13 protein-coding genes are annotated in these 13304 nt (G+C 45.3%); 5 read left to right on the top strand and 8 right to left on the bottom strand.

What is annotated here, in order from left to right; all coding sequences use genetic code 11:
* Nucleotides 1–39 precede the first annotated feature (39 nt).
* The 4 genes from ruvX to rsmE form a co-directional block, all read right to left on the bottom strand.
* Nucleotides 40–459: a Holliday junction resolvase RuvX gene (gene ruvX / locus VY86_RS12015; RefSeq protein WP_046975106.1), complete on the bottom strand. Its 420-nt coding sequence runs from the start codon at nucleotides 457–459 to the stop codon at nucleotides 40–42.
* Nucleotides 460–1023: a YqgE/AlgH family protein gene (locus tag VY86_RS12010; RefSeq protein WP_036849968.1), complete on the bottom strand. Its 564-nt coding sequence runs from the start codon at nucleotides 1021–1023 to the stop codon at nucleotides 460–462.
* A gap of 108 nt (nucleotides 1024–1131) precedes the next feature.
* Nucleotides 1132–2082, bottom strand: coding sequence for a glutathione synthase (gene gshB / locus VY86_RS12005; RefSeq protein ID WP_046975105.1), 951 nt, complete (start codon nucleotides 2080–2082; stop codon nucleotides 1132–1134).
* Nucleotides 2083–2091: 9 nt separating this feature from the next.
* The gene (gene rsmE, locus VY86_RS12000; protein WP_046975104.1) at nucleotides 2092–2823 is read right to left on the bottom strand and encodes a 16S rRNA (uracil(1498)-N(3))-methyltransferase; all 732 of its coding nucleotides are present in this window, start codon (nucleotides 2821–2823) and stop codon (nucleotides 2092–2094) included.
* A 293-nt stretch (nucleotides 2824–3116) separates the two neighbouring features.
* Between rsmE and VY86_RS11995 the strand changes: the two genes are divergently transcribed.
* Nucleotides 3117–3779 carry a prepilin peptidase gene (locus tag VY86_RS11995; protein WP_046975103.1) on the top strand — a complete coding sequence of 221 codons (663 nt, stop codon included), beginning with the start codon at nucleotides 3117–3119 and terminating at the stop codon, nucleotides 3777–3779.
* Here the strand turns inward: VY86_RS11995 and VY86_RS25870 are convergent.
* Complete coding sequence (locus VY86_RS25870) at nucleotides 3730–5358, bottom strand: transposase (protein ID WP_238591460.1); 1629 nt, start codon at nucleotides 5356–5358, stop codon at nucleotides 3730–3732. The two genes, VY86_RS11995 and VY86_RS25870, sit on opposite strands and share 50 nt — an antisense overlap.
* Nucleotides 5359–5545: 187 nt before the next feature.
* Here VY86_RS25870 and VY86_RS11985 point away from each other — a divergent pair.
* Nucleotides 5546–6939 (top strand): IS1182 family transposase gene (locus tag VY86_RS11985; RefSeq protein WP_158019891.1). Its coding sequence is split into 2 segments (ribosomal slippage): nucleotides 5546–6113 and nucleotides 6113–6939, totalling 1395 coding nucleotides; the frame shifts between segments, so codons are not numbered across the junction.
* Nucleotides 6940–7161: 222 nt separating this feature from the next.
* Entirely contained in the window at nucleotides 7162–8331 is a 1170-nt protein-coding gene (locus tag VY86_RS11980) for an RNA-guided endonuclease InsQ/TnpB family protein (RefSeq protein ID WP_046975102.1), read from the top strand.
* A gap of 53 nt (nucleotides 8332–8384) precedes the next feature.
* On the opposite strand, the gene VY86_RS11975 is transcribed toward VY86_RS11980, so the two are convergent.
* Together VY86_RS11975 and VY86_RS11970 are read right to left on the bottom strand one after the other, a co-directional pair.
* A complete protein-coding gene (locus VY86_RS11975) occupies nucleotides 8385–9026 on the bottom strand; it encodes a DsbA family protein (RefSeq protein WP_046975101.1) in 642 nt (213 codons plus the stop codon).
* 31 nt (nucleotides 9027–9057) lie between these two features.
* Complete coding sequence (locus VY86_RS11970; protein ID WP_046975100.1) at nucleotides 9058–9942, bottom strand: MBL fold metallo-hydrolase; 885 nt, start codon at nucleotides 9940–9942, stop codon at nucleotides 9058–9060.
* A gap of 105 nt (nucleotides 9943–10047) precedes the next feature.
* Here VY86_RS11970 and VY86_RS11965 point away from each other — a divergent pair, with 105 nt between their 5' ends.
* Nucleotides 10048–10962: a LysR family transcriptional regulator gene (locus VY86_RS11965; protein ID WP_046975099.1), complete on the top strand. Its 915-nt coding sequence runs from the start codon at nucleotides 10048–10050 to the stop codon at nucleotides 10960–10962.
* Here the strand turns inward: VY86_RS11965 and VY86_RS11960 are convergent.
* Entirely contained in the window at nucleotides 10945–11880 is a 936-nt protein-coding gene (locus VY86_RS11960) for a LysR family transcriptional regulator (RefSeq protein WP_046975098.1), read from the bottom strand. The genes VY86_RS11965 and VY86_RS11960 overlap by 18 nt on opposite strands.
* 124 nt (nucleotides 11881–12004) lie before the next feature.
* On the opposite strand from VY86_RS11960, the gene lysA reads away from it, so the two are divergent.
* Nucleotides 12005–13276: a diaminopimelate decarboxylase gene (lysA, locus tag VY86_RS11955; protein ID WP_046975097.1), complete on the top strand. Its 1272-nt coding sequence runs from the start codon at nucleotides 12005–12007 to the stop codon at nucleotides 13274–13276.
* The last annotated feature ends 28 nt before the right edge of the window (nucleotides 13277–13304 follow it).

Genomic DNA, 13304 nt, shown 5'->3' with positions numbered 1-13304 from the left:
CTGTTGTTAGTTGATCCGCTGTTATTGTTAATTGATAGCTTAATAGTGCTGCTCGAACCAGCTTTCCAGAATAATAACAGCGGATGCAGCATCGACTTTGCCTTTATCTAACGCTTTGTAGCCTCCACGGTCAAACAGATGAGCGCGGGCTTCAACCGTTGTCAGGCGTTCATCCTGGAGTGCAATTTGCACACCAAACCGGCCATGCAGCCGGTTTGCAAATTTACGTGCCTGTGTTGTTACAAGTTGTTCAGTGCCATCCATATTGAGGGGAAGACCAACAATAACCAGATCTGGCCGCCACTCTTTAAGTAATTTTTCGATTTGCTGCCAATTGGGGATACCATCTGTGGCTTTAAACGAGGTTAATGCTCTGGCGGTACCCGTAATTTCCTGCCCGATGGCTGCGCCGATACTGCGGGTCCCAAAATCGAAAGCCATTATTGTGCGGTTACCCATCTATGCATGTCCTGCCTGTGGAGCAATATTATAGATATTGATACCAAGCAAAGATGCGGCTTCACGCCAGCGATCTGCAATGGGGGAGTTGAAAATAATATGTGGATCAGCGTTTGCGGTTAGCCAGCTATTTTCCATTATCTCTTTTTCAAGTTGCCCCTTTTCCCAACTTGCATACCCTAGCGTGACTAATATCTGTTTTGGTTGGCGTGGTGTGCCTAGGGTTTCAAGCACATCTTTGGATGTGGTAATCATCGTGTCATCGGAAATTTTGATACTTGAACTGAAACCTGGTTGTGGTGTGTGCAATATAAAACCATGATCTTCAGCAAGAGGACCACCTGTCATGACTGGTTTGTTTAGGCTGATACTTTCATCCCGATCTTCTGGTGAGATTTTCAGTTTTTGTAAAACTTTCCGAACAGAGATTTGTTCAATTGGTTTATTTATCACCAATCCCATTGCCCCGTTTTCGTTGTGTTCACAAACGTAAACAACCGAGCGTTTGAAGTAGGAATCAGATAATGTGGGCATGGCGATAAGAAAATGGTGCTGTAGATTCATTTTGTTTTTGGTAATTAGCCTGGCTATTTAAGGATTATTTAGCCCACAGTATGTGGGCTAAAAGTGCAAATGACAAACCTTGACAGGAAAATTAACGAAAAGAGCGTTTTATTTCTCCAATCGTTTTTCAATCGTATTCATCAACATGCCGGTTATTGAAATATCAGGGAAAGCTGTCTCTATCTCGCGTGCACAGGTTGGGCTGGTGACATTAATTTCGGTCAATCTGTCACCGATAATGTCCAGTCCAACAAAAATTAACCCTTTTTCTTTTAACGTTGGCGCAACAGCTCTGGCTATAGCCCAGTCGCTTTCTGAAAGCGGGCGCGCTTCACCACGACCACCGGCAGCAAGGTTACCACGGGTTTCACCCTGGGCTGGAATGCGGGCCAGACAATAAGGAACAGGTTCACCATCGACAATTAATATCCGTTTGTCGCCTTCTTTTATGGCAGGTAAGAAATTCTGTGCCATGCAGAAGCGATTGCCGTGTTCTGTTAGGGTTTCAATAATTACGCCGACGTTTGGATCATCTTTTTTCAGGCGGAATATAGATGCGCCACCCATGCCATCCAGCGGTTTAAAGATGACATCACCATGTTTTTGATGGAATTCACGCAGGTGAGTAGCATTGCGGGTCACTAATGTGTCTGGTGTTAAATCAGGGAACCAGGCTGTGAAGAGTTTTTCGTTACAATCGCGCAGACTTTGTGGCTTATTGACGATAAGCGTGCCTTTCTCTTCCGCGCGCTCCAGAATATAGGTGGCGTAAATGTACTCAGTATCAAATGGAGGGTCTTTACGCATCAGGATGACATCCAGTGTTTCCAGTGCCAGATCTTGTTCTCTATCGAATTGATACCATTGCTGTGGATTGTTTTCTACTTGCAATAGACGGGTACGTGCGCGGGCTTCCCCTTGGTGCAGATAGAGATCGCTCATCTCCATATAATGAAGTTCCCAGCCGCGGCGTTGCGCTTCCAACAGCATAGCAAAACTGGTGTCTTTCTTGATTTTGATGGATGAAATGGGATCCATCACTATTCCGAGTTTGATCATTCTTTCTCCTTAACCCAAATCGCCGAAACGCACTTGTAATGCAGTAATTGCGGTAAGCGCTGTCGTTTCTGTTCTTAAAACACGTGGTCCTAACAGGATATCAGTAAATTGGTAATTAGCTGTCATAGCAATTTCGTCTATTGATAAGCCGCCTTCCGGGCCAATCAGTAGACGTACTTTTTCCACAGGTAAAGGCAGGGTATTGATGCTTTGGCTGGCGCGTGGATGTAAATTTAATTTTAAGCTGCCATCATTTTCTGCACACCAGTGTTCAAGTTGCATCACCGGATGAATTTCAGGTATGCGATTACGGCAACATTGCTCACAGGCAGCAATGGCAATTTTTTGCCATTGCTGAAGTTTTTTAGCCAGCCGTTCTCCATCTAGTTTGACACCGCAGCGCTCAGAAATTAAAGGTGTAATAACATTCACCCCTAACTCTACAGATTTTTGAATGGTAAATTCCATTTTCTCACCGCGGGATATGACTTGTCCTAGATGCAGATTAAGTGGTGATTCGTTATCGGCAAGTTCACTATTGTTGATGTGAACTTTGACAGATTTCTTATTGGCTTCGGTAATTTCAGCATTGAAGATCTGATTACTGCCATCAAACAGTTGTAACTGTTGACCGTTACTCATTCTGAGTACCCGCCCGACATGGTTGGCTGCCTCATCACTCAAATAAATTTCAGTGTCGGATGAGAGTAATTCCGGGTGATAAATGCGGGGTATACGCATGTTTTTCTTTCCTTCCAGCGGGGTATAGCTATACATAAGGCAATAAATAATGGTGTTATAATAAGGTAGGCTTAAGCCAATTATCAAGCTATCTCTGATACCGGTTTTTATCTCTGAATAAATGTTGCGAGTCTGCTCGCAGATTTATCTCTTATTTGAATATTCTATATTTATTTTGTTGTTTTAGAGTGGTTTTTATTATTATCTTGTTGTGTCGAAAATATAATATGAATTGTTTCTATTCTTCAATTAAGATGTTTTGATGTAATGAATTGAAATTAAAGGTGTTTTATTTGGATGGCGTTAATATAATGATTGTTATTCTGGCTGTTTCTATTGGAATGGCTGCGGGAATTACTTTAAGTAAAGTGATATCTGTATTTCCTGAAGTTATTTATGGATATGAGAAAGTAGCTTTTGGCTATTTCCAGGTTGAATTAGTTACACTGTTTATAACTGCTTTTTTTGTTATTTATCTTCCATTGGGGTTCCATTTGTATGTTGTTTTAATATTTATTTGGATGCTAATTATACTTTCTTTTATTGATATAAAAATTCAATTATTGCCAGATATAATAAATTATCCACTTTTATGGTTAGGGTTATTATTGAATTTGAATCAAACTTTTGTGCCTATTGAACAATCTGTCATAGGTGCGGTTGCTGGTTATTTGATTTTGTGGTCGCTCTATTGGTTGTTCAAAATTCTCAATCACAAAGAGGGGATAGGGTATGGTGATTTTAAGTTAATGGCGGCGGTTAGTGCTTGGTTGGGTGTTGGCGCAATTCCTTTATTAATGTTCCTATCCTCACTGTTTGGCATTATTGGGTGTTTATGGGTGTGGAAAATACGGAAAAATTATCGGGCACCTGTCGCTTTTGGTCCATATATCGCCATTTCTGCGGTCATAATGGTTTATTTGAACTTACAGGGCATTGATGGGTTTGGTGGATAGCGCCCGATAGCTGAATAAGGTATGGGCGCCAGTAATTAGCAAAAACCGCCGTAAACCCTTGCCCAGTGCGAGGGTGTCGCAAAAGGGTTGAGGTCACTTTTTCAAGCATCAAGTTAAATTCAATCACTGACTTTGGGCAGCCTGTTATTTGTATGGATAACAGGCTAAAAATAATCCCTAATATCAGAGCCACCGCTCTTGATAAGTTATAGGCCATTGCATGCAGGGAAAACTCCAGCTTTACCGCTGACAATCCCTTACGCCGAAAGCGTTCCAGTCTCTGAATTCCCCGTAATGCCGAAAATACCGGTTCTACCAGGCTCTTCCGTTGACTCAATATCTGTTTTGACTCCGGTCGGGCCATATGCAAACGAAGTGTCTCCCGCTCTTCATCTTCCGGATAACGTTTTATTTTTCTTCCTCCTTTAGCCTTTGTGCAGCCCGCTTTCTGCGGGCATCCGGCACAATTGTCAGCGCGATAAACCCGATAGGTCCGCGTTTTTTCAGTGGCTTTCACTGTACTTTGCAGGGACAATTGGTGATGAGCAGGACAAATATAGCAATCTTGCTCAGCATCATAAGTAAATAAGGATTTAGGATAGATTTTTCGGGCACGCTGTCGGTCTGAATTTTCTGTACAAAACAGCCAGATCTGATGTTTCTTCGCCTCAGCAATCACATCGTCATGGAAATAACCGGCATCCAATAACAGCTTTTCCGGGTGACCTCCCGAGATAGTGAGATTCTGCGCCAATAACGCGGCCATCACTTGGGTTTCACTGGAGGGGTCGACCGTTTGAGCGACGATAATACGTCTGTTGTTGACTAAAACAGACGGTTTATAGGAAGTTGAAAATCCCCTTCCCCGCTTGAGTTTCTGGACGACGGCGTCGGGTTCTGTTGGATTGATACGCAGTTGGCTGGCATCCTTCCCTTTTTTTTCGCGATTTTCTTGTCGGCGCCGTAATACGTTGGCTCCCTGTTCCAATTGCTTTATGCGTTTTTCTGTCTGCGCTGTGGCAGGGGTAGCCGTGAGAGTATTTTTTTCACGTGAAATCGCTTCCTGAGTTAAAAGGTGGTAATGAGAACAGGCCGCCTCTATCACTGTCCCGTCACCGGCCAGGCACGAGCCGTCCGAACGACTGCGGTGCAAAATGGATAAGGTCAGTGCCTTAAAAAACGGTCCCGTCAGGACGGATTGGTGCTGATAAATAAAACGCCCAAGACTGGCATGATCGGGCGTAATTCCCTGGCTGACAAAAATACAGCCTAAATCTAAACGCGCAAGTCGTTCAAGTTCTCTGAGCGAGCAGTGTCCTTTCATGATCCCATAAAGCAGGATCCCCATCATGGAGCGTGGAGAATAAGGGGCTCTCCCTGTCGAAGCATAATGGCGTTCAAAGGGGCCCCAATCTTGCTCATCAAGAATGTCAGCAACAATAAATGCGCAACGCTCCCCCATTTGCCTGAGATAATCAGAAAGGGAAAGGGAGCCATCCAATACAGGTAAGTGCTGAGCTTTGACAAACTGACGTTTGGTGTAAGCAGACGGTTCCCGTTTTCGAATGAATAAGGTCATAAAAGAGCTGCGCCTAAAGGAAGAGCGCAGATTTTAATGGATAACATGACCTTTTGCGACACCCTCAGTGCGGGCGGGGATATCAGGCGAAAAGCCCAAAGGGCTTTCAGATTATTGACAAAGTGCTGGTTTTTTATCCGGCATTTTGTTTTAATTAAGTTCCGTTCACTCAACGGAGCTTGCCACCATGTTAAGATCCCCCCCTCTCCAGACTTTCCCGCCAGAAACGCTCTCGCTTGACGAGCTGGTCCCTAAAAATCATTTGGTCCGTCAAGTCGATGCTGCCATTGATTTCGAATTTATCCGCGAATTAGTCGCCCCGTTGTATTGCCACAATAATGGCCGTCCTGCTATCGATCCGGTCATGCTGATTAAAATGATGTTACTCGGCTACTTGTTTGGCGTCCCCAGTGAACGCCGTCTGGTTCAGGAAATTCAGGTTAATGTGGCTTACCGCTGGTTTCTGCGCCTCGGACTGACAGAGAAGGTCCCTGATGCCTCAACCCTGAGTCAGAACCGCCGCCGCCGTTTCAATCATACCGCGGTCTTCCAGCAGATTTTTGACCACATTGTTGAACAGGCGATGGCCAAAGGATTCGTGGGCGGACGCGTACTCTATACCGACAGCACCCACCTGAAAGCCAGTGCCAATCCGCATAAATCGGAGAATGTCATGCGGCCGGTTCCCCCCGGCGCCTATTTTGATGCACTGGATAAAGCCGTCACTGAAGACCGGGCGGCAGCCGGAAAAAAAGCCTGAAGCCAGCCCTAAAGGAACGGCAGAGAAAGACGAAGGTCAGTACCACTGATCCGGAAAGCGGGTTTATGCACCGGACCAACAAACCCAGGGGGTTCTTTTACCTTGACCACCGTACCGTGGATGGGCAAGTCGGTATTATCACCGATACCTACGCCACACCGGGTAATGTCCACGATAGCCAGCCTTTTATCAAGCGCTTGACGCGTCAGTTAGAGCGTTTTGCCCTCAATCCCCTCGCGGTTGGGTTGGATGCGGGCTATTTTACGGCCCCGGTTTGTTACTTAACGGAACAGTTAGGTGTCATGCCGATAATCGGTTACCGCCGTCCGAATAAGGGGTCGAACGTCTTCCAGAAAAAACATTTTACCTATGACAAGCAGGAGGACTGCTATGTGTGCCCTCAGGGCGAAAAGTTGATTTATAAAACAACCAGCCGAGAGGGATACCGGCATTATCAGGCCGCGGCGAATATCTGCCAGTATTGCCCGAAACGCGCGTCCTGTACGCAGGCCAAAGGGGGCAAAAAGATAACCCGTCATGTCTGGGAGGACAGTAAAGAGCAGGCCAGGGAAAACCGGCTAACGGAGTGGGGTAAAAAAACCTACAAGCGGCGAAAGGAGACGATAGAGCGTAGTTTTGCAGATGCGAAGCAACATCACGGGCACCGCTATGCCCGTTTCCGTGGGTTGCAAAAAGTGCAAATACAGTGTCTTTTGGCAGCCACAGCCCAAAATATCAAGAAGATAGCCTTGCTGGTCGCAATGCTTTGTTGTTTTTATCTCTGGAGAGCGAGCATTTCATTGCAGGAGAAGCGAAAATAACGCCTTGTCGGGCGATTAAATTGGCTTAATGAGGAAAGAGGAAAATGGATGGCATTATGATTCACAATGAAAGGAACAAATCCCGTTATTTTCAACGAGGTTTGTCAGCGGTCTGAAAGCCCAAAGGGCTTTAAGGCGGGCTACTGCGACGTATCCTGACTGAATTGATATCTGCCGGTAAAACAGGCTAAAATGAATGCACTTTATCAATGAGCGCTGAATATGTTAAGAGCGACCAAAGTCCGCCTCTACCCCACACCCGAACAGGCCGAGTATCTTAATGGCCAGTTCGGTGCGGTCCGTTTTGCGTACAACAAGGCGCTGCACATTAAAAAGCAGGCTTACAAACGTCACGGCGTGAGTTTAAATCCGCGCAAAGACCTCAAACCGCTCCTGGCGGTCGCGAAGAAATCCCGCAAGTACGCCTGGCTCAAGGCATATGACGCTCTCGCGTTACAACAGGCGGTGCTCAATCTGCATACTGCGTTTGATAATTTCTTCAATCCGAAGTTGCGCGCCCAATTTCCCACGTTCAAACGCAAACAGGGCAAGCAATCGAGCTATCACTGTGTTGGGGTGAAAGTGCTGGAGGGTGCGGTGAAGCTCCCGAAATTGTCACCGATAAAGGCGCGGATACACCGAGAAATTGAAGGGGAAGTGAAGAGCATTACGCTGTCCCGAACCGCCACGGGAAAGTATTTCGCCGCTATCCTGTGTGACGATGGAAAAGATGCGCGGGAAAAGCCGGGCGTTATCACCCGCGTGACCGGTTGCGATATGGGTTTGTCCCACTATCTTATTGAGTCGAACGGGGAGAAGGTCAATAACCCGCGTCACCTTATCAACGCCACCCGTAACCTGCGTCGAAAGCAGAAATCGCTGTCCCGCAAACAAAAGGGCAGCGCTAACCGTAGCAAGGCCCGATTACGTCTGGCGGCAGTCCATGAGCGGATAGCCAATGCCCGCGCCGATTTTCAACACAAACTCTCCCGAACAATGGTTGACGAAAACCAAGCGATAATTGTTGAGACGCTGAAATCGGCCAGCATGATGAAGAATTACCACCTTGCCCGCGCTATCGGGGATGCGGGCTGGAATAGTTTCCTGATGAAATTGGAATACAAAGCCGCAGCAGCGGGGGTCCACCTGGTGAAACTGGATCAGTGGTTCGCCAGTTCGAAAACCTGTCATTGTTGCGGTCACAAAGTGCCGGAAATGCCGCTGCATAAGCGGATCTGGTCATGCGCTTTCTGCCGAGTCGAACATGACCGCGATATCAATGCGGCGCTCAACATCCAGAGCAAGGGCACGAGAGAATTACAGGCGGCGGGGCTCGTCGTCTCTGCCCACGGAGGCCAGCGTAAATCCGTCATAAAGACGGTTGCGGCCTGAGAAGTGGGAAGCCTCGCCGTTTTTTACGGCGGGGAGCAGTCACAGTTGTGGTATTAAAACTGAGAGTGAATCAGAGCATCTTGCCAACGTTTTGGTTGTCCCAGATATTTATCAAGAGAAATGACAGATAGCTCGTTTCTGTCATTTTCCTGAATAAAGGTAGGGAAACCTGAGCCGCCAACTTTTGCCAATAGTTCACGGCTGTTCCTGATATGCTGGAGACGTTCTGATTCATTATTCAGTGTCAGCTCTTGCTGGAACTGTTCTGAATCAAGCTGTAATTCATTTGCTAAATTCAATAATGTTTCAGTTTCGCTGATTTTTAATCCACGAACGTAATGCGCTTTTTGTACCGTCAGTAACATTTCGACACCTTTACCAGCCAACTTTTCTGCTGCAAGAATGGCTGATATTGGTGGTAATGAATCCATAATCAGTGATTTGTCGTTTAACAATGCAACATATTGCTCGCTGAAAACTTGCCCGGTAAGGCTTGCGATCCGTTTATCCTGATTAAGGATATAGTCACGCCATGTGCCGTCGATTTGGCGTCTGTTATCACCAGTCAGCATTCCGCCGCCATGTAATTCAATTCTCACATTTGCGACCTCTTTTGCTGCTTGTATGAGAGAAGAAACGCCATAACACCAGCCACATAGTGGATCATAGATATAATGCAGAGTCGTTCCGGGCATATTACTTATTCCTGAAAAATAGTTAATTGACTTATTGAGGCCACTTCATTTCGCCTTTCAGCACTTTGGCACTCAGTTCGAGGCTGGATTTGTCTCCAAGTTTTGGATAGTGCTTTTCCATTGCTGCTATCAGCGCTTTTGAATCCTTCGCTTTTGGTAATTCTTTCTCAAAAATAGTCAGGTATTTTTGCGTGAAAGTAACGGATTCTAATATCATTGGTGTATTACCGATAAAATGTCCCGGAACCACAATTGTCGGTTTCAGCTCTTTTATACGATCTAACGTCTGCATCCAATTCTTACGGGATGCTTTAGTCTGTGTATCTGCCATCCAGACATGAATGTTGCCTGAAACGGTGACGCCACCGACTACAGCTTTCAGTTTTGGTATCCAAACGAAAGTACGGTCAGCTGCGGGGCCATCAAGACCTTCGACAATCAGATTTTCACCATCAACTGTAAAAGTGTTACCTTCCAGTGGTTGCGGCACGATAACTTTTTTGGGTGCCTGTTCTTTCAGGACACCTCCCCAATAAGCCAATTTGCCATCTTTAGTCTTAGTGATTTCTTTGATTGTTTCTGGCGATGCAATAACTTTTGCATCAGGGAACGCGTTGGTCAGGACATCGAGACCGAAGTAGAAATCAGGATCGGACTGACTGATGTAAATGGTTGTCAGTTTCTTGCCGGTATCCTTAATTCTTTTGACCAGTGCTTCAGCATCATTTTTTTGGAACTGAGCATCGATCAGTACAACTTCTTTATCACCACTAATGATTTCAGAAGAGACGGGAAATATGCTTTTTTCACCTGGATTATAAACATCCAGTTTTAGATTAGCGGCTTGTGCCAGAGAAACGGTACCTAAAAAAAGGATACCAGCCAGCGCAATATTTAATGTTGTTTTGCGAGTCATGATTGAATTCCTGATGTTGTGTCAATGGGGCTTATAATAAGTTGCGTTTTTCGATGGAAAAACCGCATAATTGGCAATTATTTGTTGCATAAATCGAGCTAATTAATGGATAGAGTCACTGCTGCGCAAGTGTTCACTATAATTGTAGAACAAGGGAGCATGATTGCCGCATCGGAACGGTTAGATATGTCGCGGGCAATGGTGTCGCGCTATTTGGCTGAAATGGAAAAATGGGCGGGAGTACGTTTGTTACATCGTACAACCAGAAAGATTAACCTGACATCGGCAGGAGAGATCGCCTATCAGCGCAGTCGTAAGCTGTTGCAATTGGCGGAAGAGATACCGATCCATCAGCCAGTAGCCGCTCAAGAGTTGAGTGGTCTTTTGCGGATAAGCAGTTCTCAGTCTTTGGCAATGAGCGCCCTGTCTGTGGCTATTCCTGAGTTTATGCAAATTTATCCTCAGATAGCTATTGATATGCAGATGAGTAATAGGGCAATCAACCTGGTTGAAGAGCGGATAGATTTGGCGTTACGGATCACAAATAATCTGGAACCGAATTTGATTGCCAGACCGTTATCGATTTGCCACTCTGTTGTTTGTGCTGCTCCTTCCTATCTGGCAGGAAAAATTATCCCTCATAAGCCTGCTGATTTGGCATTGCATAACTGTATGACTTATAACTTCTTTGGTAAAAGTCTTTGGTTGTTTGAACGTCAGGGGGAAAAATATTCTGTTCCTGTTAGTGGCACTTTGAGCGCCAATGAATCTGTTGTCTTAATGGAAGCAACATTGCAAGGTGCGGGAATCGCTATGCAACCTTATTATTCTGTTGCTTCTCATCTGGCATCAGGAAAACTGATTCAGTTGTTGCCGGAATATCAATCTCAGGCCATGGGTATTTATGGTATTTATGCCAGTCGTCAAAATATGCCGGCAACGCTCAGGACATTACTGGACTTTTTGGTGAAATGGTTTGCTTCTTCTCCGTACTGGCAAAAGTTAATGCTGAAAAGCTGACTTCAATTTCTGAGGAAACAGGGCAATTTGTGCTTTCAGGTGTTCAATAAAAGTATCGACTGGGGCGGAAGAAGGGCGGTGAATGGGTTTGATCAAGCTGACAGTAAAAGGAATGTTAATACTAAACGGGCGGGCGCATATTTCAGCTTCGCTGTGGTGGTCCAGATAATCGAGCACGGTCAGTGGGTTGACAATAGAAACGCCGATACCTTCCCGTACCATTGCACAGACTGATGCGGCACTGTGAGTTTCCATAATCATTCGGCGGTTAATATGGTGCTCTACGAAGATTCCATCAATAAGTTGACGGTAGCTGTCTGTTATCGAAAGGCTGATAAAATTTTGTCCACTGAAATCTTCAGGAGTCAGTAATGATTTATGACTGAGCGGATGAGCGGCAGGCAATACACAAATTTCATTCAGCGTGATCAGTGTTTCTCTTTGTGTACCGGGTGGTGTTTGCAAATGTTCGGTCAGGCCAAGGTCATGACGTTGAGCTGAGAGCCACTCCTCCAATAGCGGTGATTCCTGTGGAATGATGGTTAGATTAGCCTCAGGGTATTGACGGGTAAAGTTGTGACAAACTTTAGGTAACAAGGATTGTGAAAATACCGGCAGGCAGGTAATAGAAAGTTGAGCGTGTTGAAATTTCCGGATACTGTCAGCCGCATTCATTATTCTTTCAAGTCCATAATAGGAGCGCTGAACTTCTTCAAAAAGGCGTAATCCTTGTGCTGTCGGATGCAAGCGGCCTTTTACCCGGTCAAACAGTTTGAATTTTATCAGATGCTCGAATCGTGCTAATTCCCGGCTGACCGTTGGTTGTGAAGTTTGTAATAAAACCGCCGCTTCTGTCAGATTTTTTGCCGTCATTACCGCATGGAATATTTCAATATGGCGCCATGAACAAGCAGACATAGATGACTCCTTCAGTTGGTAACTCTATATCACAGATGAATAGACTATAGCGAAACAGATATTTTTATTCCTGTTTTTTACTGCCAATAATGGGTTATCTGCTGATTTTGTGAGAGAAACCCTGATGAACACCTTTATCCGCAATAGTCGTTCTGGTCTGATACCAGAAAATCTGAGCTGTCTGCCAGAAACTTATGGCGCTCCGTTATGGGTTTATGATAGCGAAATGATTATCCAAAGAATCAGGATGTTACGTCAGTTTGATGTGATTCGGTTTGCGCAGAAAGCTTGCTCTAATACTCATATTTTGCGTCTTATGCGTGAGTATGGTGTGAAAGTTGATGCAGTTTCACTGGGTGAAATTGAGCGTGCTTTGCGGGCTGGGTTTTGTCCAGGCCAAGAAATGGCAGAGATCGTTTTTACCGCTGATTTGATAGATATGCCAACGCTTAAACAGGTAACCGAACTGGATATTCCAGTGAATGCGGGTTCTATTGATATGCTGGAGCAGATTGGTCAATGTAAAAAAGGGCATCCGGTATGGTTGCGGATTAACCCTGGGTTCGGTCATGGTCATAGCCAGAAAACGAATACTGGTGGTGAAAACAGCAAACATGGTATTTGGTATCAGGATCTCTCACTGGCAATTGAGAAAATACGACACTATGGATTGAAATTGCTTGGTTTGCATATGCATATCGGCTCTGGTGTTGATTATCAACACCTTGCGAGTGTATGCGATGCTATGGTTGAACAGGTTATTCTCTGCGGTGAAGATATTCAGGCAATTTCAGCCGGTGGTGGTTTATCTACTCCTTATCAGCAGGGAGATGAACAGATCAATATCGCTCACTATTTTGGGTTGTGGGATGATGCCCGTAAAAGAATTGAGCAATATTTAGGTCATAGCGTTGAGCTGGAAATTGAACCAGGGAGATTTTTGGTTGCAGAATCCGGCATTCTGATGACAGAAGTTCGGGCTGTTAAACAGATGGGGAGCCGTCATTATGTGCTGGTGGATGCGGGATTCAATGACTTAATGCGTCCAGCGATGTATGGCAGTTATCACCATATTTCGGTTTTGCCTGCTGATGGGCATCAGCTTGAACAGCATCCATTGCAGGAAACATTAGTCGCAGGTCCGTTATGTGAATCAGGTGATGTTTTCACTCAGGTAGAGGGTGGTGGGGTTGCGCCAAGAATGTTGCCACCTGTTCAGGTTGGCGATTATCTGGTTTTTCATGATACCGGTGCTTATGGTGCGTCAATGTCTTCTAATTACAATAGTCGTCCGCTTATTTCCGAAGTACTGTTTATTAATGGCAAACCTCAATTGATCCGCCGTCGTCAAACGATTGAAGAGTTATTAGCATTGGAAGAGGTATCCTTGTCATAAAATACGGGGCGATACCCTGGGATATCGC

This window comes from Photorhabdus thracensis (assembly GCF_001010285.1).
Lineage (GTDB): Bacteria > Pseudomonadota > Gammaproteobacteria > Enterobacterales > Enterobacteriaceae > Photorhabdus > Photorhabdus temperata.
Note: the sequence above shows the minus strand (reverse complement) of the source record. Positions and strands in the feature narration are given on the sequence as shown.

Coding starts and splice junctions, on each gene's coding strand:
- VY86_RS11965 (WP_046975099.1), top strand. CDS start 10,048: ATGGATAGAGTCACTGCTGCGCAAGTGTTCACTATAATTGTAGAACAA.
- VY86_RS11980 (WP_046975102.1), top strand. CDS start 7,162: ATGTTAAGAGCGACCAAAGTCCGCCTCTACCCCACACCCGAACAGGCC.
- lysA (WP_046975097.1), top strand. CDS start 12,005: ATGAACACCTTTATCCGCAATAGTCGTTCTGGTCTGATACCAGAAAAT.
- VY86_RS11975 (WP_046975101.1), bottom strand. CDS start 9,026: ATGCCCGGAACGACTCTGCATTATATCTATGATCCACTATGTGGCTGG.
- VY86_RS11960 (WP_046975098.1), bottom strand. CDS start 11,880: ATGTCTGCTTGTTCATGGCGCCATATTGAAATATTCCATGCGGTAATG.
- VY86_RS12010 (WP_036849968.1), bottom strand. CDS start 1,023: ATGAATCTACAGCACCATTTTCTTATCGCCATGCCCACATTATCTGAT.
- gshB (WP_046975105.1), bottom strand. CDS start 2,082: ATGATCAAACTCGGAATAGTGATGGATCCCATTTCATCCATCAAAATC.
- ruvX (WP_046975106.1), bottom strand. CDS start 459: ATGGGTAACCGCACAATAATGGCTTTCGATTTTGGGACCCGCAGTATC.
- VY86_RS11970 (WP_046975100.1), bottom strand. CDS start 9,942: ATGACTCGCAAAACAACATTAAATATTGCGCTGGCTGGTATCCTTTTT.
- VY86_RS25870 (WP_238591460.1), bottom strand. CDS start 5,358: ATGACCTTATTCATTCGAAAACGGGAACCGTCTGCTTACACCAAACGT.
- rsmE (WP_046975104.1), bottom strand. CDS start 2,823: ATGCGTATACCCCGCATTTATCACCCGGAATTACTCTCATCCGACACT.